The sequence below is a fragment of the Micromonospora sp. NPDC050686 genome, assembly GCF_040654475.1.
GTDB lineage: Bacteria > Actinomycetota > Actinomycetes > Mycobacteriales > Micromonosporaceae > Micromonospora.
On record NZ_JBFAID010000055.1, the window covers coordinates 1 to 19,006 of the forward strand.

Consider the following 19,006-nt stretch of genomic DNA (forward strand, 5'->3'; position numbering starts at 1 on the left):
GCGCCGCCACCAGGCCCGAGCCCGACGATCCCACTACGCCCGACGCCTCAACCTCGAGCTCCAGCCATGATCCCGAACGGCGGCTGCAGTACTAGCGTCTTGATGAAGTGATCGGCGATGCGCCGGAGGTCGGGCCGCGCGTGATGGACGGTGTAGCTGACGCCGTAGGTGCCCAGGTCAACCACGAGGACCGAATCAGGGACGACTACCGGGTTCTCACTCGGCTCCAAGACGCTGACTGCCACCTGCCAGATGTCCGTGCGGCCAGCCAGATCATCGATCGTGTCAGCGAGGGACCTCTCCCCGTCTTGGTGGGTCGTGTCCACCTGGATGGGGCCATAGTCGGCTAGGTTGGCGACCAGATCAGTCAGGTCATCCAGGTAGACCCTCACCTCATCTACGGCGTGGTGCACCTGATCTTCGTTCGCTGGCCGTAGCGCCATCCCGACACCTCACGCTCAACGTGCCCGCTACGTGCCCGATAACACAGTTGACGGGGCGCTCAAATGGGCGGGGATACGACGAAGGCCTCTGATCTACGTTTCCGCAGGTCAGAGGCCTTGCCGTTCCCTGGTGGCGGGTAGAGGATTCGAACCTCTGAAGCTTTCGCGACGGATTTACAGTCCGCTCCCATTGGCCGCTCGGGCAACCCGCCAGGGCGTACCACCGTGTCGCAACGCGGCGGCGGAAGCAAGGATAGCGGTCGCCCCCGGGCCGGACGCAACCGGGTACCGTCAGGGGGTCGCAACGCTGGTCAGTGGGCGACAGAACGGTACAGACCGCCGGACAGCAGGAGCATGAGCATGGCAGCGAACCCGTCGTTCGACATCGTGAGCAAGGTCGACCGGCAGGAGGTCGACAACGCCCTCCGCCAGGCGGGGAAGGAGCTCGGGCAGCGGTTCGACTTCCGGGGAACGGGCGCGGAGATCTCCTGGTCGGGTGAGGAGGCGATCAGCCTCCAGGCGGAGACCGAGGAGCGGGTCCGGGCCGCGCTGGACGTCTTCAAGGAGAAACTGGTCAAGCGGAACATCTCGCTGAAGTCGCTGGACGCCGGCGACCCGCGCCCGTCGGGCAAGATCTTCAAGATCGACGCCAAGGTCATCCAGGGCATCGACCAGGACAAGGCCAAGGCGATCAGCAAGAAGATCCGCGACGAGGGCCCGAAGGGCGTCCAGGCCCAGATCCAGGGCGACCAGTTGCGGGTCACCGGCAAGAAGAAGGACGACCTCCAGGCCGTCATCTCGCTGCTCAAGGGAGAGGACTTCGGGGTCGCCCTGCAGTTCACCAACTACCGCTGAGCCGGTCAGCGCGAGAAGATCAACAGCAGGATCACCGTCAGGATCGCGCTGACCAGGATCGAGCCCAGGCAGCCGATCCGGTTCGAGAAGAAGACGAACATGACGGTGCAGTACCCGCCGGGAGCGGTTTGAGACCGCATTCCCACCCGGCCATTCACGTCGAGCGGCCGCCCGTTCCCGGGTGGCCGCTCGACGCGTGGATCAGACGGTGACCGGCTGCTCGGCGCGGAGCGCCGCCGCCTCGGCCCGGGCGATCGGGCCGGCGGGCAGCGCGGCCACCACCGCGCCGACCGCCACCGCGCCGCCGGCGAAGACGAACGCCCAGGGCACGCCGCCCGCGTGGTCGACGATCAGGCCGGCCACCGCGCCGCCGGCCGCGCTCGCCCCGATCGAGGTGGTGACCACCCAGGTGTACGCCTCGTTCAGCATGCTGGCCGGGGTGATCCGGCCGACGAGGGTGTTCTCCAGGGTGAGCGCGGGGGCGATGGTGGCCCCGCCGACCGTCAGCGCCGCGCCCAGCGCCAGCGGGCCGGGCATCAGCGCGAACACGGCGAGGCTGGTGGCGACGGCGGCGAGCAGCCAGGCGAACTGGCGGGTCATGTTCGGCGCCGGCCGGCGTACACCGAACCAGAAACCACCGATCGCGCTGCCCACCCCCCAGACGGCGAGCAGCAGGCCGGCCAGGCTCTCCGGGTCGTCCGTCGGTTGCCCGGCGGCGTAGGCGGGCACGATGACTCCGGCGGCGCCGAACGCGATGCCCAGGCCGGCCACGCAGATCAGCAGGGCGGGGAAGCCGCCCAGTCCGAGCGGCCCCAGCCCGCGGGTGTGCTGCTCCCGGGGGTGCGGTCGCCAGCCCCGCATCACCCGGCCGAGGGCCACTGCGACGGTGCCCACCAGGGTGACCACGGCGGAGCCGATCAGCGCGGCGGCGGCGTCGGCGACCAGCACGAAGCCGGCGACCAGCAGCGGGCCGAGCACGAAGACGACCTCGAAGAGCGAGGTCTCGGCGGCGAGCGCGGTGTTGCGGAGCTGGTAGCGGCCGGTGGCGGGGCCGGTGAGGTCGTTCCAGGCGCCGCGGATCGCGGCGGTCAGCGGCGGGTACGTGGCGCCGGCGACACCGGCGGCGAGGTAGATCAGCGCCAGGCTGCCCGCCTCGGCGCGGCTCGCCCAGAGCAGCCCGAACAGGGCCAGCGGGTGGGCGACGGCGGTGGTCAGCAGCACCGGGGTGGGGCCGGCCCGGTCGGCGATGCGTCCGGCGATCGGGCTGAGTGCGGCGCCGGACAGGGCGTAGATGCCACCGGCGACGGCGGCCAGCGAGTACCGGCCGGTGACCTGCTGCACGACCAGCAGCAGCGCCAGCGGTGTCATGCCGATCCCGAGCCGCCCGACGATGCCGAGGATCAGCAGCAGCGGGGCTCCGGGGATCCGCCAGACGCCCGCGTACTGGCGCAGTCCGGCCACCGTCGACCTCCGATGTAATGGGTGAGAGAGGTTTCGACCCTAACGCCGACGGTGCCTCGGGTGGAACGGTCTGCGGCGCGAGTCACCACCGGGACAGCACCCGGCATTTCCGGCGTTCCGTCCCGGCACCAGGGGTGATCAGGGAAGAGTCGAATGGCAGGGGTCGCGGTGGCCGAGGAGGAGATGGTGCGTCACCAGAGGGGCAGATTCCTCGGGCTGCTCGGGCTCGCTGCCGCTTTCCCGACCCTGCAGGCCGTGCTCTTCGTGGCCGTGAACTTCATGGGGGCGGAGGGCCTCTCGCCGCAGGCCTCGGCCGTCTGGCCGTACGACTCGTACAACGACATGCGGTGGCTGCTGGTCTACCACAACTCGTGGGCGACGTACCTGGGCGGGCTGGTCCTCGCCGTCGGGCTGCGCGGGCTGCTCTCCGGCGCCCTGGTGAGCCTCGCCTGGCCCGGCGCCGTACCCCATCCCGGCTTCCGGCGCATCCTGCTGCGCAACCTCGGCGTCGCGGCGATGACCGCAGCGATCGTCAGCCCGTTCGCGGCGCTGGCCGTGGCCGCCGGGGTGGTGTCGCTGTCCTGGTTCGTCTTCGCCTCGGTGGGGCCGATGCTGCTGCTCGCGCCGTTCCTGCAACGGGCGGCGGTCGGCCCGGGCTGGTGGCGTGGCCTGCCGTCGGCGGCGCTGGTCGGCTGGTCACTGCTCGACTTCGTGGTGATCACCTTCGCCGGGGCGATCGTCTGGCGGGTGCCCGGCTGGTGGACGGTGTTGATCGCGGCCGCCTGCGGGGCGGTCAACGGCCTGCTGTGGAACCGGTCGGTGCGGGCGGCCGTCCACCCGGCCCGGGTCCGGTGGCGGCGGGTGCCGGTGGCCCCGATCGCCATCGTGATCGCGCTGGTCACCCCGCTGGTGATGCAGGGGGTGACCTCGGGCGGCGCCCGGCAGCGGAACAACTTCCGGCCGCCGGTGCTCACCGCGCGGCTGCCGCCGTCGGTCCCGTACGCGGTGATCGTGTTGGGCGGGCACAACTCGGCGTACGACGGCGTGCCGGCCGTCGACCCGGCGGTGCAGCAGTTCTCCTACGCCGGCCTGGACGACGCCGGGCAACCCCGGCCGTACGACACGCTCAACACCCACCAGTCGTTGGAGTCCAGCGCCGACCTGCTGTCCCGGCAGGTGGACGCGCTGCACGCCCGGACCCGCCGGCCGGTGGCGCTGCTCGGCGAGAGCGAGGGGGCGATGGTGGCGCGGACCTACCTGCGCAACCGTCCGAACACCCCGGTCCGGGCCCTGCTGATGTTCAGCCCGCTGGTCCGCGCCGCCCGCGTCTACTACCCGCCGCCGGACGCGGACCGTGGCTGGGGGCTGGCGGCCGGCTGGCAGCTCCGTGGCATCTTCGCCGCGGTGAACCTCGTCACCGGTGGTGCGGACAGTCCGGACGAGCCGTTCATCCGCTCGCTGCAGGACGAGGGGCCGTTTTACCGGTTCGAGGCGATGTGCACGATTCCCAACGTCCGGGCCATCGCCTTCCTGCCGACGGTCACGGCAGCCGAACTGCCGCCCGGCCCGTTCGCGAACATCCCGGTGTTCGAGGTGCCCTCGCTGCACGGCGGCCTGCTCAGCCGGGACGTCGTCAACGACCGGCTGGTCGACTTCCTCGCCGGCGAGCACATCAACGCGCCACGCCGGGAGTACAGCCTCTACCAGTTGGTCGGCGCGGCCTGGCAGGCCCCCGGTCTGGCCCCCGCCATCAACCCGGTCTGGCGGGGGAAGGTATCGCCCGGGCCACCGTTCACCCCGCAGCGGCTCTGCCAGAAGCAGGGCTGAGCCCCGGTCACCGCGTCCGCGGCGGCCGGGGCCCGTGCCCGGTGGGTCAGCGCTGGAACTGCACCGGGCCGCTGCTGGCGGCCATCCGCTCCAGCCGGGCCACCCGCTGCTCCATCGGCGGGTGGGTGGCGAACATCGCGGCGATGCCGCCGCCCCGCTTGAACGGGTTGTCGATCATCAGGTGCGCGGTGCTGGTGAGCTGTCCCTGCGGCGGCAGCGGGCGGGTCTGCGTACCCATGTGGATCTTGCGCAGGGCGCTGGCCAGCGCCAGCGGGTCCCGGCTCAGCTCGGCACCGGACTGATCGGCCTGGAACTCGCGGCTGCGGCTGATCGCCAGCTGGATCAGCGTCGCCGCGATCGGGCCGAGGATCAGGGTGAGCAGCAGCACCGCCGGGTTCGGTCCGTCCTCGTCGTCGGAGGAGCCCAGCGGGATGAACCAGGCGATGTTCGCCAGCATGGTGATGATGCCGGCCAGGCCGGCCGCCACGCTGGAGATCAGGATGTCCCGGTTGTAGACGTGGGACAGCTCGTGCCCGATCACGCCGCGCAGCTCCCGGTAGTCGAGGACCTCGACGATGCCCTGCGTGACGCAGACCGCCGCGTGTTGCGGGTTGCGGCCGGTGGCGAACGCGTTGGGCTGTGCGGTCGGGCTGACGTAGAGGCGCGGCATCGGCTGGCCGGCCTCGGTGGAGAGCTCACGCACCATCCGGTACAGCTCGGGGAACTGGGCCTCGCTGACCGGTTGCGCCCGCATCGAGCGCAGGGCGAGCTTGTCGGAGTAGAAGTAGGTGACGCCGTTCATCAGCAACGAGACGACGACGGCGACGACCAGGCCGCCACTGCCGCCGAACCAGTAGCCGACCGCGAGGATCAGCGAGGTCAGGAGGCCGAGCAGCGCTGCGGTCTTCAGACGGTTGTGATGCACGATGGCTCCTTCGGTGCGCGGATCGCAGGGTCCGCCGACCGGTTCAACAACCCGGTACCCGCCAACCATCCTGCTCATGGCTGAAAGCTGACTGGGGAATCCTGTGAACCCGCTGTAGGAACCGGACAGCGGGGAGGAGTCGGGACAGACCGTCAGCGGACGGCGAGATCCAGCACCACCTGCGGGGCGAAGCCGACCGCCACGGCCACCGCGGTGGCCACCGCCAGCGCGGCGACCACGGTACGGGCCGGGCGGGTGGGGGCCGGGCCGGTGCCCGGAGCCCACAGGACCGCCGCGAACCGCAGGTAGTAGGCCAGCCCGATGACGGCGTTGACGGCCACCACCAAAGCCAGCCAGCCGGCCCCGCCGTCCAGCAACGACCGGACGACGGTGACCTTGGCGAACAGCCCGGCCAGGCCGGGCGGCAACCCGGCCAACCCGACCAGGGCCAGCGCCAGCGCCCCGCCCACCCAGGGGTGGCGGCGGGCCGCGCCGCGCAGCTCGTCGAGCGTGCCGCCGTCCGCACCCGCCGGGCGCAGCGCCACCACCGCCGCGAAGGCCGCCAGCTCCAGCAGCACGAAGAAGATCGTGTACGCGACGGCGGCGGCGTACGCCCCGGCCCGCGCCTCGTCGGTGCGCCCGGCGGCCAGCGCCAGCGCGCCCAGCGGGGCCAGGATGTAACCGGCCTGGGCCACCGACGACCAGGCCAGCAGCCGGACGGTACGCCGCTGGCGCAGCGCCACCAGGTTGCCCACCGTCATGGTCAGCACGGCCAGCACGGCCAGCACCGGCCCGGTGACCGCCGCCGGCAACGCCAACCCGGTCACCGCCAGCAGGGCGACCACCCCGCCCAGCTTCGACGCGGTGGACAGGTAGGCCGCGACCGGCAGCGGGGCGCCGTCGTAGGTGGCCGGCGCCCAGGCGTGGAACGGCACCGCCGCCACCTTGAAGGCCAGCCCGAGCACCACCAGCGCCACCGCCGCCGTGGTCAGCGGCACGTCCAGCAGCTCCGGGCGCTCGCCGAACAGCGCGCCGATCCGGCCCAGGTGCAGCCCGCCGGTCACCGCGTAGAGCAGGGCCGCGCCGAGCAGGGTGAGCGTCGTCGCCACCACGCTCACCACGAAGAAGGTGACCGCCGCCTCGGCGCCGGCCACGCTGCCCCGGCGCAACCCGACCAGCACGTACAGCGGCAGGGTCAGCGTCTCCAGGGCCACGATCAGAGTGATCAGATCCCCCGCCGCGCCCAGCACCACCCCGCCGGTCAGCGAACAGGCGAGCAGGAAGCAGTATTCCCCCACCGGCGTCTCGCCGGCCCGCAGCAGCGGGCCGGAGATCGCCAGCACGCCGAGGGTGAGCAGCGCGAACAGCGCCCCGACCAGGGCCGCCCGGTCGTCGTACACCCAGGAGCAGTCGGCGCCCACGCAGAACGTCCGCCGGGTCTGACCCGCGCCGACCAGCGCCGCGCCGACGGCGGTCGCGGCGGCGCCCCCGGCGGCCACCGCCACCGTGACACCCGCGCGGGCCAGCACCAGGTCGGCCAGCAGCACGAGTACGGCGGTGCCGGCGGCCAGGTACGCCGACAGCAGCGCCACGTTGTCGACGCTCTGCACCACACTCATGGGAGCCTGCCTTCGTTCGCGCTCACCGGACCACTCCCAGCAGGGCGTTCACCGGTCCGGACGCGTAGCCGAGCACCAGGGCCGGCACCAGGCCGACCACCAGCGCGAGCAGCACCAGCGGCGCCCAGGCGGTCAGCTCGGCCACCGCCACCCCGGGCCCGATCCGCCCCACCGCCGGGCTGGGCCGGCCGTGGGTGACCCGGCGCAGCAGCCGCAGGAAGTACGCGGCGGTCAGCGCCCCGCCGATCGCGGCCAGCACCGCCAGCGTGGTCCAGAGCGGCCCGCCCCGCTGGACGGCCGCCACCACGGCGAACGCCTCCCCCCAGAAACCGGCCAGCCCGGGCAGCCCGAGCGAGGCCACCGCGGCGAAGCCGAGCAGGCCGGCGAGCCGGGGCGCGGTCTCCCGCAGCCCGGACAGCTCGGCGAGCGCGCCGGTGTGCGCCCGGTCCTTGACCGCGCCCGCCAGGAAGAACAGCAGGCCGGTGATCACCCCGTGCGCCACGTTGCCGATCAGCGCCGCCTGGATGCCGGTGGCGGTCAGCGTGGCCACCCCGAGCAGCACGAAGCCCATGTGCCCGACGCTGGAGTACGCGATCAGCCGCTTCAGCTCGTCCTGGGCCAGGCAGACCAGCGAGCCGACGATGATCGCGGCGACGGCGAGCACGCCGAGCACCGGGGCGGCCCAACGGGCCCCCTCCGGCGCCACCCCGACCGCCACCCGGATCAGGCCGTACGTGCCCATCTTGAGCAGCACCCCGGCCAGGATCACGCTGCCCACGGTGGGCGCCTGGGTGTGCGCGTCGGGCAGCCAGGAATGCAGCGGCCAGAGCGGGCTCTTCACCGCGAAGGCGAGCGCCAGCAGGGTGAACGCCGCCAGCTGGGTGCCCCGGGACAGGCCGGACCCGCCGGTCAGCGCCACCAGGTCGGCGGTGCCGGCGGCGGCCACCACCACGTACACGCCGACCAGTAACAGCACCGAGCCGAAGAGGGTGTAGAGCGCGAACTTGCGGGCCGCGCGGCGCCGGTCCGGGCCGCCCCAGCCGGCGATGACCGCGTACATCGGGAGCAGGACGACCTCGAAGAAGAGGAAGAACAGCACCAGGTCCAGGGCGAGGAAGGTGCCCAGGATGCCGACCTCGACCACCAGCAGCAGCGCGACCAGGGCCTTCCCGCCGCCGGCGCCCTCGGGCACCCGCCACAGCGTGTACCCGCAGCAGAGCAGGGTGAGCAGCGCGGTGAGCACCACCAGCGGCCAGGAGATGCCGTCCACCCCCAGGTGGAAGCGCAGCTCCAACCCCGGCACCCAGGGCAGGTCGAGCTGGTGCCAGGGCTGCACGGCGGGCCGCGGCCCGTAGCCGAACCAGCCGTGGTCGCCGGTGACCAGCAGCACCGCCGGCACCAGGGCCAGCGCGGCGACGGCGGTGCCGACCGCGCGGGCGGCCCGGTCGCCGGGGGTGGCGGCCACCGCCAGCGCGCCCAGCGCCGGCAGCGCCAGCAGCGAGACCAGCAGGAACTGTCCGAAGGTCATGAGGACCAGCCTCCGATCAGGACGGCGGCCACGCCGATCAGCAACGCGCCGGCCAGCACGGCGGTCGCCGCCCGGGGCAGCGCGGCCCGGTGCAGCGCGGCCAGCCCGCCGCCGAGCCGGTACGCGCCCCGCCCGCTGCCCTCGACCGCCCCGTCCACGATCCGCTCGTCACCGTGGCGGCTCACCGCGGCCAGCGCGGTGACGGGGCGTACGACCAGGGCGTGCTGGACGTCGTCGAGCCGGAACGCCCGGGCGAAGACCGGCCGCAGCGGGCCCAGGAAGCGGGCCGGGTCGGCGGCCGGGTCCCGGCGCCAGCCGGCCCAGGCCAGCCCGACCCCGACGGCCAGCAGCGCCAGCGGCAGCAGCACCGCCGGGGCGAGGTGCACGAGCGCCAGCTCACCCGGCGGCAGCGCCGGCTCCGCCGGGTAGCGCAGGCGGTGCGCGAACGGCTGGACGAACCCGGCGAGGCCGAGCAGCGCGGCGGGCACGGCCAGCAGCAGCACCGGCCAGCGCAGCACCGCCGGCGGATCGTGCGGGTGGGCCAGCGGGATGCGGGTGGCGCCGAAGAAGGTACGCAGCAGCAGGCGGGTCGCGTACCAGGCGGTGACGGCGACGCCGAGCAGCCCGGCCAGCCAGACCAGCCAGCCCAGCCAGGACGGGGTCGGCCCGGCGCCGTCCAGCGCGGCGGCCTCGGCGGCGGCGAGCACGCCCTCCTTGCTCCAGAAGCCGGACAGCGGCGGCACCCCGACGAGCGCCCCGAGCCCGATCAGCGTGCACCAGAAGGTGACCGGCATGGCGGCCCGCAGCCCGCCCATCCGGGACATCAGCGTGGTGCCCACGGCGTGGATGACCGCGCCGGCGGCCAGGAACAGCAGCGCCTTGAACGCGGCGTGGGTGAGCAGGTGGAACAGGGCCGCACTGGGCGAGCCGACCGCCAGCGCGCCGGTCATGTACCCGATCTGGGAGACCGTGGACCAGGCCAGCACCCGTTTGAGGTCGTCCTGGGCGGTGGCGGCGAACGCCCCGAGCAGGATGGTGATCGCGGCCAGCACCCCGAGCACGGTCAGCGCCACCGGGGCGGCGGCGAAGAGCGGGAAGAGCCGGGTGACCGCGTACACGCCGGCGGCGACCATGGTGGCGGCGTGGATCAGCGCGGAGATCGGGGTCGGGCCGGCCATCGCGTCCGGCAGCCAGGTGTGCAGCGGGAACTGGGCGCTCTTGCCGGCCACCCCGGCCAGCAGGAGCAGGCAGGCGGCGGTGAGGGTGCCGGTGGGGTAGTCGTGCGCCAACACGTCGGCGATCCGGAAGCTGCCCGCCGACACGCCGAGCAGGGCGATGCCGAGCAGGAAGCCGACGTCACCCACCCGGGTGACCAGGAACGCCTTCACCGCCGCGGCGGGCGCCTCGGGCAGCCGCCGGTCGTGCGCGATGAGCAGGTACGAGCAGAGGCCCATCACCTCCCAGCCGACCAGCAGCAGGATCAGGTCCCCGGCGACCACCACGGTCAGCATCGCCGCGGTGAAGAGACTGATCTGGGCCGCGTACGGCGGGTAGCGGTGGTCCACCTCGACGTCGTCGTGCGGGCCGCGCCGCAGGTAGCCGACCGAGTAGACCTGCACGGCCAGGGCCACCGCGCTCACCGCGACCGCGACCACGGCGGCCGCGCCGTCGAGGCGTACCCCCAGGGTCACCCGCAGGCCGCCGAGGTCGATCCAGGTGGCGGACGTCTCGACCGGGGCGCCGACCCGCAGCGCCAGCAGCGCCGCGACGAGCAGCGCGCCGGCCGCGCCGGCCACGCCGAGCCCGATCGCCAGCCGGCGGGCCGCTCCCTCGCCGGTGGCCGCGCCGCGCGGTGACGGCGGCAGCAGCAGGCCGAGCAGGCCGGCGAGCAAGGGTACGGCCGGCAGCGCGGCGCCCAGCAGCCCGGTCACCGGTCCCCCTCCACGGTGGCCGGCACCGGCTCGACGGCGGCCTCGTCGAGCGGCACCTCGTCGACCACCACGCTGGACCGCAGCCGGTAGAGCTGGAGCACGATCGCCAGGCCCACCCCGACCTCGGCGGCGGCCAGCACGATCACGAAGAGCGCGAAGACCTGCCCGGCGTGCGGGAGCTGGGCCCGGACCGTGGTGTCGGCGGTGACCAGGATCAGGTTGACCGCGTTGAGCATCAACTCGACCGCCATCAGCACCAGCACGGCGTTGCGCCGGCGCAGCACGCCGTACGCGCCGAGGCCGAACAGCAGCGCGGCGGTGACGTACGGGATGACCGGCCTCACCGGCGGCCGCCCTCGTCGGCCCGGGGCAGGGCCGGCGGCGTGCGGCGGCCCGGCGCGGGCGGGGTGCCGTCGGCGCCGGGCCGGCGGCCGATCTCCGGCCGGGCCAGCACCACCGCGCCGACCAGGGCGGCCAGCAGCAGCACCGAGAGCACCTCGAACGGCAGCACCCAGGAGCGGAAGACCTGCTCGCCGAGGCGCTCGGCGGTGCCCGCCGCCGGCAGGTCCACCCGGGACCAGCGGAACGCGTCCACCAGCAGCGCGGCCAGGCCGAGCCCGGCACCGCCACCGACCAGCGCGGCGGGCCAGCCGGGCCGGTCCAGGTCGGCGGAGGCGCCGATGGGCGCGCGGGTGAGCATCACCGCGAAGAGCAGCAGGACCACCACCGCACCGACGTAGATCAGCACCTGCACCCAGGCGACCAGCTCGGCGGTGAGCACCAGATACATGCCGGCCAGCGCGCCCAGGCAGACCACCAGGTGCAGGCCGGCCCGGACCAGGTGCCGGGTGGCCACCACCAGCAGGCCCGCGCCGACCGCCACCGCGCCGAGGGCGAGCAGCAGCACGTCCGCGGCGGTCATCAGGCCCCGCCCTCGCCCTCGCCCGCCGGGGGTACGGCCGGCCGGGCCGCCGGCGATGCGGCCTTGCGTGCCGCGACGGACACCTCCTTGGCAGGCTCGCCGTTCGGGTCGTGCGCCGGCGGTGGCGGGACGGTCCCCATCCACTCGCCCAGGTGCTCCTTGTCGTGCAGCAGATCCTTGATGTCGTACTCGGCGTACTCGAACTCGGGTGACCAGTAGAGCGCGTCGAACGGGCAGACCTCGATGCAGATGCCGCAGTACATGCAGAGCGAGAAGTCGATGTCGAAGCGGTCGAGCACGTTGCGCTGCCGGGGGCGGGCCGCGCCGGGCACCGCCATCTCCTCCTTGTGGGAGTCGATGTAGATGCACCAGTCGGGGCACTCCCGGGCGCAGAGCATGCAGACGGTGCAGTTCTCCTCCAGCAGCGCGATCACGCCGCGGGACCTAGGCGGCAGCTCGGGGGCCACGTCCGGGTACTGCTGGGTGGTCGAGCGGCGGGTCATCGTCTTCAGCGTGACCGCCAGCCCCTTCACCAGCCCCTCGCCGGGAATGCCGCTGCGCTCGCTCGTGCCGCTGCGCTCGCTCATGCCGCTCATCCTGCCCTGTGCCCACGGCGCGCGCGACCACCACCCTGCGCTTTGCGGCGATACCGCGCCAACCGGGGAGAAGGGCGCACCGAACGGGCCCGGATCACGCCCCGGGGCCGGTGACCGGAGGAAGCATCTCCACGCCGAGCTGCTGGAGGGTCTGGAACAGCTCGTTGACGCTCCACACGTCGGCGATTCGCCCGTCCGGGTCGAACCGCAGGAACGTCGCCCCCGAGTAGCTGGCCACCCGGCCGGTCGGCGGCACCGGGCCGAACTGCCCGGCCTGGGTGCCGGCGGCCCGCCAGCGCACCGCCACCCGGTCACCGGCCGCCACCAGGTCGACGATCTTGTAGCGCAGGTCGGGGAAGGCCGCCCGCCGGTCCCGGTGCCAGGCCAGCGTCGCCACCGGCCCGGTCCCGCCCAGCCCCGGGCAGCCGGCGGCGACCAGCTCGTACGCCGATTCCTCCCGCCCGCCGTTCCACACGTCCGCGACGAACCGGCGGGCCGCCGCCTCCACGTCGATCATCCGGGCAGCGTAACCGGCGCTCGGCGGGCCGGCCGGGCGGAGATCGGCCAAGATGGGGCGGAGACCGACGACGGGACCTTCGAGGGGGCGGCGTGGCCGAGCAGACAGGTGGCAAGTACGTCGAGCCGGGCGGCGAGTTCACCCGGGACCAGCGCTACATCGCGACCCGGATCACCGCCGACGGGCGGAACGGGTGGCCGGTCGAGCCGGGCCGGTACCGGCTCGCGGTCAGCCGGGCCTGCCCCTGGGCCAACCGGTTGATCATCGTCCGGCGCCTGCTCGGCCTGGAGGACGCCCTCTCGATGGCCGTCGCCGGCCCCACCCACGACGCCCGGAGCTGGACGTTCGACCTGGACCCGGGCGGGCGGGACCCGGTGCTCGGCATCGAGCGGATCCAGGAGGCGTACTTCAAGCGGTTCCCCGGCTACGAGCGCGGCATCACCGTGCCGGCGATCGTGGACGTGCCGACCGGACAGGTGGTCACCAACGACTACGCGCAGATGAGCCTGGACCTGTCCACCGAATGGACGGCGTACCACCGCCCGGGCGCGCCGCAGCTCTACCCGGAGCCGCTGCGCAGCGAGATCGACGAGGTCAATGCGGTGGTCTTCGCGGACGTCAACAACGGCGTGTACCGGTGCGGCTTCGCCGGCAGCCAGGAGGCGTACGAGCGGGCGTACCACCGGCTCTTCGACCGGCTGGACTGGCTGACCGAGCGGCTGGCCGGGCAGCGGTACCTGGTCGGCGACACGATCACCGAGGCGGACGTACGGCTGTTCACCACCCTGGTCCGCTTCGACCCGGTCTACCACGGGCACTTCAAGTGCAACCGGCAGAAGCTGTCCGAGATGCCGGTGCTCTGGGCGTACGCCCGGGACCTGTTCACCACGCCCGGCTTCGGCGACACCGTCGACTTCGACCACATCAAGCGGCACTACTACGAGGTGCACCGGGACATCAACCCGACCGGCGTGGTCCCGCTCGGGCCCGACCTGTCCAACTGGCTCACCCCGCACGGGCGGGAGGAGTTGGGCGGACGCCCCTTCGGCGACGGCACGCCGCCGCCACCTCCCCCGCCGGCCGAGCGCGTCGACCCCGCGCACACCCCGCTGGGCTGAGCGCGGTGTTGACCGGGGGCCCCGCCCATACCGCAGGCGTTAACAAGGGGCCCCTCCTCACAGCGCCAGCCGGACGCCGGCGGTGAGGACGAGCTGGCCGAGGGAGACCGGGACCAGCACCAGCCAGCAGAGCCGCTGGAGCTGGTCCTCCCGCAGCCGCGGGTAGCTCACCCGCAGCCAGATGATCACGAACGAGACGGCGAAGACCTTGAGCAGCGTCCAGAGCCAGCCGAGCTGGGCGTCGGCGAACGGCCCCTGCCAGCCGCCGAGGAAGAGCACGGTGGTCAGCGCGGCGATCACCACGATGCCGACGTACTCGGCGAGCAGGAAGAACGCGAAGCGCAGGCCGGTGTACTCGGTCAGGTAGCCGAAGACCAGCTCGGAGTCGGCGATCGGCATGTCGAACGGCGGCCGGCGGATCTCGGCCAGCCCGGCCAGGAAGAACACGATCATCGCGGGCGCCTGCCAGAGCAGCCACCACGGCCGCCACGCCTCGACGATGCCGGGCAGGCTGAGCGTGCCGGCCGCCATCGCGACCGACGCGGCGGCCAGCACCAGCGGCAGCTCGTACCCGAGCAGTTGGGCCGCGCCGCGCAGGCCGCCGAGCAGGCTGTACTTGTTGGCCGACGCCCAGGCCGACATCAGCACCGCCACCACGCCCACGCCGACCACCGCCAGCACGAAGAACAGGCCGATGTCCAGCGGCTGGCCGACCAGGTCGTTCGGGCCGAGCGGGATCACCAGCAGGGCCAGCAGGTAGGGCACCAGGGCCACCACCGGGGCCAGCCGGAACACCGCCCGGTCCGCCTCCCGTGGGGTGACGTCCTCCTTCTGCACGAACTTGACCCCGTCGGCGACCAGCTGGGCCCAGCCGTGGAAGCCGCCCGCGTACATCGGGCCGAGCCGGCCCTGCATGTGGGCCATCACCTTGTGCTCGGCCTGGCCGACGATCAGCGGCAGGGTGAGGAAGGCGACGAGCACGCCACCGACCCGGATCACCAGCTCCAACCAGGTCGGCATCAGTCCGTTCCTCCCTCGTGGTCGGCCCGCTCGGTGGCGGCCGGCCCGCGCGCCGACGGCCGGTCGGCCGGCGGACCGGACCGGGCCGGCCCGTCCCCGGGGCCACCGGTGGCGCCGGGCAGCGGACCCGCCGCGTCGGTGGGCGCGGAGTCAGGAGCACTGGTCGCGGGCGGGGCCGCGTCGGTGGCCGTCGGGTCAGGGGCGCCGGCCGAGGCCGGTCCCGGGGCCGCGCCGGTCGTCGCCCCGCCGGCAGGCCGGGGCGTACGCAGGCCACGGGCGCCCGGCGCGGGCCGGGCGGGGCGCTCCCGGGCCGGGCGGGCCGGCGTGCCGCCGCGCGGCCCCTCGCCGGCGCCACCGGCCCCGGCCGGCGTGGGCGTGGTGCCCCACTCCCCCGGTGCGGGCACGCCCGGCGGGCGGATCGGCCGACGCCCGCCACCGGCCTCGGACTCGCCCGGCTCCTTAGCCCCGGGCCACGGCTTGGCCACCCGGGAGGCGAGTACGAACTCCTTGCGCAGCGGATGCCCCTCGAACTCGGGGGGCAGCAGCAGCGGCCGCAGCTCGCCGTGGCCGGTGAAGTCGATCCCGAACATCTCGTGCGTCTCGCGCTCGTGCCAGGCCGCACCGGGATAGAGGTCGACCACCGAGGAAACCACCGGGGTGTCCCGGGGAATCCGGGTGCGGATCAGCAGCCCGTGCCGGTGGGTGGTCGACCACAGGTGGGCCACCACGTCGAAGCCGTCGGTCAGCTCGTCCACCGCCGACAGCCAGTCGAAGAAGTCGCAGCCCAGCTCGGCGTCGTCCCGGGCCGCACGGAGCGCGTCCCGCCAGCTCGCCGGGGGTACATCGACGGTGGCCCGGGCGTACGACTGCCCGCCGGAGACCGACGGGGTGAGCTCGACGGGCCCGAGCAGCGTCGCCAGCCGGCGGCCGACCTCTTCGGGAGTCATGCCGCTGATCCTATGGCCCGCACCCGCCCGACCGACCCGCGCGCCGCCCCGGCCGGCGCCCGAGGGTGCAAGGAGGGGCCCCTCCTGACAAACGAGCTTTCGCGGGCTTTTCCGGCGGGCGGCCGGTGGGCGGGGGAAGATGAGCATCGTGCGCGCTGTGACTGTGACCCCCGGTGTCCCCGGCTCGCTGCGCCTGACCCGGGACCACCCGGAGCCGCCGACCGAGGAGGGCGGCATCCTGGTCGAGGCGCTCGCCGTGGGCATCTGCGGCACCGACCACGAGATCATCGAGGGCCACTACGGCGAGGCGCCGCCCGGCGGGGACACCCTGGTCCTCGGGCACGAGGCGCTCGGCCGGGTGATCGAGGACCCGAGCGGCACGCTGCAACGCGGTGACCTGGTCGCCGGCATCGTCCGGCATCCGGACCCGGTGCCGTGCGCCAACTGCGCGGTCGGCGAGTGGGACATGTGCCGCAACGGGCAGTACACCGAGCACGGGATCAAGGCGCTGCCCGGCTTCGCCCGGGACCGCTGGCGGTTGCAGCCGAAGTTCGCCGTCGGCCTGGACCCGGTCCTGGCCCCGGTCGGCATGCTGCTGGAGCCGGCGAGCGTGGTGGCGAAGGCGTGGGACCACATCGAGCGGATCGGCGGCCGGGCCGAGTGGCAGCCGCAGCTCGTCCTGGTCACCGGCGCCGGGCCGATCGGGCTGCTGGCGGCGCTGCTGGCCGTCCAGCGCGGGCTCGCCGTGCACGTGCTGGACCGGAACACCACCGGCCCGAAACCGGACCTGGTGCGGGCGCTCGGCGCGACGTACCACACGGGGACCGTCGGCGAGTTGGATTTCGAGCCGGACATCGTGGTGGAGTGCACCGGCGCGCCGGTGGTGGTGCTGGACGCCATGTGCAAGGCGGGCCCGGCCGGGGTGGTCTGCCTGACCGGAGTCTCCAGCGGCGGGCGGAGCATCGACTTCGACGCCGGGGCGCTCAACCGGGAGCTGGTGCTGGAGAACAACGTGGTCTTCGGCTCGGTGAACGCCAACCGCCGGCACTGGGACCTGGCCGCCGAGGCGCTGGCCCGCGCCGACCAGGACTGGCTGGGTTCGCTGATCACCCGCCGGGTGCCGGTGGAGGCATACCCCGAGGCGTACGCCCACCAGCCGGACGACATCAAGGTGGTGCTGGACTTCACCCTCTGACGGGCCGCTCAGATTCCGGGCAGCTGCCCGTTGCGGAACAGGTCCACGAAGAGCTGGTGGTCGTGCCGGGTCTGCGCCCCGTACCCGTGCGCGAAGTCGACCAGCAGAGTCACGAAACGCTCGTCGTCGGCCCCGACCGCGGCCACGATCGACTCCTCGGTCGAGTAGTCGACCAGGTCGTGGCTGGACTCGTCGTCGGCCACCGAGTGCATCCGGGCCACCGCCCGGCCCAGCTGGGAGAGCACGCCGGCCAGCTCCGCCGGCTCGTCCACGTCCGCCCAGTCCAGGTCGGCCGCGTACGGGGAGACCTCGGCGACGAGCTGGCCGACCCCGTCCAGCTCGGTGAAGCCCAGCCACGAGTCGGCGTACGCCTGCAACGCCCGCTGCGACTCGGCCGTGCGGTGCCCCTGGTGCCGGAAGTAGCCCCGGACCCGCTCGTCGTCGATGTGCCGCGCCACCGCGGGCACCTGGGCCTGCTTCATGTAGAGGATGACGTCGTTCTCCAGCGCCTGGGTGTGCCCCTCCAGCAGCAGGTTGTACGACGGCAGCCCAGCCGACCCGATGCCCACCCCCTTGCGCATCACCACGTCCTTGACCTGCGCCTCGACCGGCCGCAGCCGGCGGGCCGTCTCCGGGCGGGTGGCGAGATATGCCTGGTAGGCGGCGCAGACCCGCTCCCGGGTCTCGGCGTCGACCTCGTACACCCCGTCGCGCTGGGAGAACCGGCGGTCGTACGCGTCGATGGTGGTCTGCGCCGCGAGCAGCTCGACCCGGGTGTTCAACCGGGCCCGCTGGAGCACCCGGAGCAGCACCCCGTCCGCGGTCTCCAGGGTGATCGAGCCGATCGCGTCGTCCCCGCCCGCCGCGATCCCCCGCAGCTCGGCCAGGTACGACCGGGCGAAGGTCGCCACCAGCTCGCTGATCGTCCCGTCGGACAGCGCCTTGGCGTAGCCGAGCAGCGCCACGCTGGCCACGAAGCGTTTGACATCCCAGGTGAACGGCCCGACGTACGCCTCGTCGAAGTCGTTGACGTTGAACACCAGCTGCCCGGAGGCGTTCATGTACGTGCCGAAGTTCTCCGCGTGCAGGTCGCCGTGGATCCAGACCCGGCTGGTCCGCTCGTCGAGGTAGCGGTCGTCGGCGAAGTCGCCCAGCTGGTCGGCGTAGAACAGGGACGCGCTGCCGCGGTAGAAGGCGAACGGCGACGCGGCCATCTTGCGGAACTTGCGCCGGAACGCCGCCGGGTCCTGCGCCATCGACTCGCCGAACTCGTCGACGAGGACGCGGACGATGTGGGTGGATCGCAGGTCACCGGAGCGGCTCATGGTCGGCAGGCTAGTGCCCGCCCGCCACCGTGGCTCTGCGCCGACCGTCCGACCAGGTACGGCGAGTCGGCCGGGCCCCCCGGGTGGCCGGCCGGCAGGCGGTCACCAGGCGGGCCGGCGGTCAGCCGGCGGGCGGACGGACCGTGGGCGCGGTCAGCGAGTCGACCGAGCGGGCCGGCGGGGCCGGCGGGTCCACCGGCGGGGCCAGCCGGTCCGGGCGGGGCACCCCGCCCACGCCGGACTGCTCGGCGGCGATCTTCTCCTGGAGGCGCAGGATGCCGTGCAGCAGCGCCTCCGGGCGGGGCGGGCAGCCCGGCACGTACACGTCGACCGGGATGAGCTGGTCGACGCCCTTGGTCACCGAGTACGAGTCCCAGTACGGGCCGCCGCAGTTGGAGCAGGCGCCGAAGGAGATGACGTACTTCGGCTCGGGCATCTGGTCGTAGAGCCGCTTGATCGCGGGTGCCATCTTGTCGGTGACCGTGCCGGAGACCACCATCAGGTCGGCCTGCCGGGGGCCGTGCGCGAACGGGATGACGCCGAGGCGCATGAAGTCGTGCCGCCCCATGCTGGTCGCGATGAACTCGATGGCGCAGCAGGCCAACCCGAAGTTGAACACCCACAGCGAGTAGCGCCGGCCCCAGTTGAGCACGAACCGGATCGGCTCGCCGAGCACCGCCGGCAGCTGCACCTCGGCCCCCTTCCGCTGTCCCCGATCCGACACAGTCAACCACAGCGAGAAACCCCCGGCCGGCGCAACCGGAGGCCGCATCGAGG

At 73.5% G+C, this 19,006-nt stretch carries 17 protein-coding genes, 1 tRNA gene and 1 pseudogene; 4 read left to right on the plus strand and 15 right to left on the minus strand.

The window, feature by feature from the left end; all coding sequences use genetic code 11:
- Positions 1-47 precede the first annotated feature (47 nt).
- Positions 48-443 (minus strand): hypothetical protein, encoded by a 396-nt coding sequence (locus tag AB0H57_RS26825; protein WP_357511076.1) that lies wholly within the window; start codon positions 441-443, stop codon positions 48-50.
- A 128-nt stretch (positions 444-571) separates the two neighbouring features.
- Positions 572-655: transfer RNA gene (locus AB0H57_RS26830), tRNA-Tyr, on the minus strand.
- 148 nt (positions 656-803) lie between these two features.
- Here AB0H57_RS26830 and AB0H57_RS26835 point away from each other — a divergent pair.
- Entirely contained in the window at positions 804-1,298 is a 495-nt protein-coding gene (locus tag AB0H57_RS26835) for a YajQ family cyclic di-GMP-binding protein (RefSeq protein ID WP_357511078.1), read from the plus strand.
- A gap of 201 nt (positions 1,299-1,499) precedes the next feature.
- Here AB0H57_RS26835 and AB0H57_RS26840 read toward each other — a convergent pair whose 3' ends face one another.
- Complete coding sequence (locus AB0H57_RS26840; RefSeq protein ID WP_357511080.1) at positions 1,500-2,759, minus strand: MFS transporter; 1,260 nt, start codon at positions 2,757-2,759, stop codon at positions 1,500-1,502.
- Positions 2,760-2,912: 153 nt separating this feature from the next.
- Between AB0H57_RS26840 and AB0H57_RS26845 the strand changes: the two genes are divergently transcribed.
- Positions 2,913-4,586, plus strand: a complete 1,674-nt coding sequence (locus AB0H57_RS26845) for a hypothetical protein (RefSeq protein WP_357511082.1) — start codon at positions 2,913-2,915, stop codon at positions 4,584-4,586.
- Between the two features lie 46 nt (positions 4,587-4,632).
- Here the strand turns inward: AB0H57_RS26845 and htpX are convergent, their stop codons facing one another.
- The 8 genes from htpX to AB0H57_RS26885 all read right to left on the minus strand — a co-directional run bounded on the left by htpX (position 4,633) and on the right by AB0H57_RS26885 (position 12,624).
- Positions 4,633-5,511 carry a zinc metalloprotease HtpX gene (gene htpX / locus AB0H57_RS26850; RefSeq protein ID WP_357511084.1) on the minus strand — a complete coding sequence of 293 codons (879 nt, stop codon included), beginning with the start codon at positions 5,509-5,511 and terminating at the stop codon, positions 4,633-4,635.
- A 152-nt stretch (positions 5,512-5,663) separates the two neighbouring features.
- Positions 5,664-7,130, minus strand: a complete 1,467-nt coding sequence (locus AB0H57_RS26855; RefSeq protein WP_357511086.1) for a proton-conducting transporter membrane subunit — start codon at positions 7,128-7,130, stop codon at positions 5,664-5,666.
- 22 nt (positions 7,131-7,152) lie between these two features.
- Positions 7,153-8,658: an NADH-quinone oxidoreductase subunit M gene (locus tag AB0H57_RS26860; RefSeq protein ID WP_357511088.1), complete on the minus strand. Its 1,506-nt coding sequence runs from the start codon at positions 8,656-8,658 to the stop codon at positions 7,153-7,155.
- Positions 8,655-10,589, minus strand: a complete 1,935-nt coding sequence (locus AB0H57_RS26865) for an NADH-quinone oxidoreductase subunit L (RefSeq protein ID WP_357511090.1) — start codon at positions 10,587-10,589, stop codon at positions 8,655-8,657. The genes AB0H57_RS26860 and AB0H57_RS26865 overlap by 4 nt, the downstream gene beginning before the upstream one ends.
- Positions 10,586-10,933, minus strand: coding sequence for an NADH-quinone oxidoreductase subunit NuoK (gene nuoK / locus AB0H57_RS26870; RefSeq protein WP_357511092.1), 348 nt, complete (start codon positions 10,931-10,933; stop codon positions 10,586-10,588). The genes AB0H57_RS26865 and nuoK overlap by 4 nt, the downstream gene beginning before the upstream one ends.
- Positions 10,930-11,511, minus strand: coding sequence for an NADH-quinone oxidoreductase subunit J (locus AB0H57_RS26875; protein WP_357511094.1), 582 nt, complete (start codon positions 11,509-11,511; stop codon positions 10,930-10,932). Before AB0H57_RS26875 ends, nuoK begins: the two co-directional genes overlap by 4 nt.
- Complete coding sequence (locus tag AB0H57_RS26880) at positions 11,511-12,107, minus strand: NADH-quinone oxidoreductase subunit I (protein ID WP_357511096.1); 597 nt, start codon at positions 12,105-12,107, stop codon at positions 11,511-11,513. The genes AB0H57_RS26875 and AB0H57_RS26880 overlap by 1 nt, the downstream gene beginning before the upstream one ends.
- A 94-nt stretch (positions 12,108-12,201) precedes the next feature.
- A complete protein-coding gene (locus AB0H57_RS26885) occupies positions 12,202-12,624 on the minus strand; it encodes an ester cyclase (protein ID WP_357511098.1) in 423 nt (140 codons plus the stop codon).
- Positions 12,625-12,716: 92 nt separating this feature from the next.
- Here AB0H57_RS26885 and AB0H57_RS26890 point away from each other — a divergent pair, with 92 nt between their 5' ends.
- Positions 12,717-13,742 carry a glutathione S-transferase C-terminal domain-containing protein gene (locus AB0H57_RS26890; RefSeq protein ID WP_357511100.1) on the plus strand — a complete coding sequence of 342 codons (1,026 nt, stop codon included), beginning with the start codon at positions 12,717-12,719 and terminating at the stop codon, positions 13,740-13,742.
- Between the two features lie 57 nt (positions 13,743-13,799).
- On the opposite strand, the gene AB0H57_RS26895 is transcribed toward AB0H57_RS26890, so the two are convergent.
- The gene (locus AB0H57_RS26895) at positions 13,800-14,762 is read right to left on the minus strand and encodes a complex I subunit 1 family protein (protein ID WP_357511102.1); all 963 of its coding nucleotides are present in this window, start codon (positions 14,760-14,762) and stop codon (positions 13,800-13,802) included.
- A gap of 299 nt (positions 14,763-15,061) precedes the next feature.
- Positions 15,062-15,709: pseudogene (locus AB0H57_RS26900) on the minus strand (NADH-quinone oxidoreductase subunit C); the annotation flags it as partial.
- Between the two features lie 148 nt (positions 15,710-15,857).
- On the opposite strand from AB0H57_RS26900, the gene AB0H57_RS26905 reads away from it, so the two are divergent.
- A complete protein-coding gene (locus tag AB0H57_RS26905) occupies positions 15,858-16,904 on the plus strand; it encodes a glucose 1-dehydrogenase (protein ID WP_357511104.1) in 1,047 nt (348 codons plus the stop codon).
- Positions 16,905-16,912: 8 nt separating this feature from the next.
- Here the strand turns inward: AB0H57_RS26905 and AB0H57_RS26910 are convergent, their stop codons facing one another.
- Entirely contained in the window at positions 16,913-18,229 is a 1,317-nt protein-coding gene (locus tag AB0H57_RS26910) for a DUF2252 domain-containing protein (protein WP_357511106.1), read from the minus strand.
- A 121-nt stretch (positions 18,230-18,350) separates the two neighbouring features.
- Entirely contained in the window at positions 18,351-18,920 is a 570-nt protein-coding gene (locus tag AB0H57_RS26915; protein ID WP_357511108.1) for an NADH-quinone oxidoreductase subunit B family protein, read from the minus strand.
- Between the last annotated feature and the right edge of the window lie 86 nt (positions 18,921-19,006).

Excerpts from the sequence above, each read along its gene's own strand:
- AB0H57_RS26825 (WP_357511076.1), bottom strand. The coding sequence starts at position 443 with ATGGCGCTACGGCCAGCGAACGAAGATCAGGTGCACCACGCCGTAGAT.
- AB0H57_RS26835 (WP_357511078.1), top strand. The coding sequence starts at position 804 with ATGGCAGCGAACCCGTCGTTCGACATCGTGAGCAAGGTCGACCGGCAG.
- AB0H57_RS26845 (WP_357511082.1), top strand. The coding sequence starts at position 2,913 with ATGGCAGGGGTCGCGGTGGCCGAGGAGGAGATGGTGCGTCACCAGAGG.
- AB0H57_RS26855 (WP_357511086.1), bottom strand. The coding sequence starts at position 7,130 with ATGAGTGTGGTGCAGAGCGTCGACAACGTGGCGCTGCTGTCGGCGTAC.
- AB0H57_RS26860 (WP_357511088.1), bottom strand. The coding sequence starts at position 8,658 with ATGACCTTCGGACAGTTCCTGCTGGTCTCGCTGCTGGCGCTGCCGGCG.
- AB0H57_RS26875 (WP_357511094.1), bottom strand. The coding sequence starts at position 11,511 with ATGACCGCCGCGGACGTGCTGCTGCTCGCCCTCGGCGCGGTGGCGGTC.
- AB0H57_RS26880 (WP_357511096.1), bottom strand. The coding sequence starts at position 12,107 with ATGAGCGGCATGAGCGAGCGCAGCGGCACGAGCGAGCGCAGCGGCATT.
- AB0H57_RS26885 (WP_357511098.1), bottom strand. The coding sequence starts at position 12,624 with ATGATCGACGTGGAGGCGGCGGCCCGCCGGTTCGTCGCGGACGTGTGG.
- AB0H57_RS26895 (WP_357511102.1), bottom strand. The coding sequence starts at position 14,762 with ATGCCGACCTGGTTGGAGCTGGTGATCCGGGTCGGTGGCGTGCTCGTC.
- AB0H57_RS26910 (WP_357511106.1), bottom strand. The coding sequence starts at position 18,229 with ATGAGCCGCTCCGGTGACCTGCGATCCACCCACATCGTCCGCGTCCTC.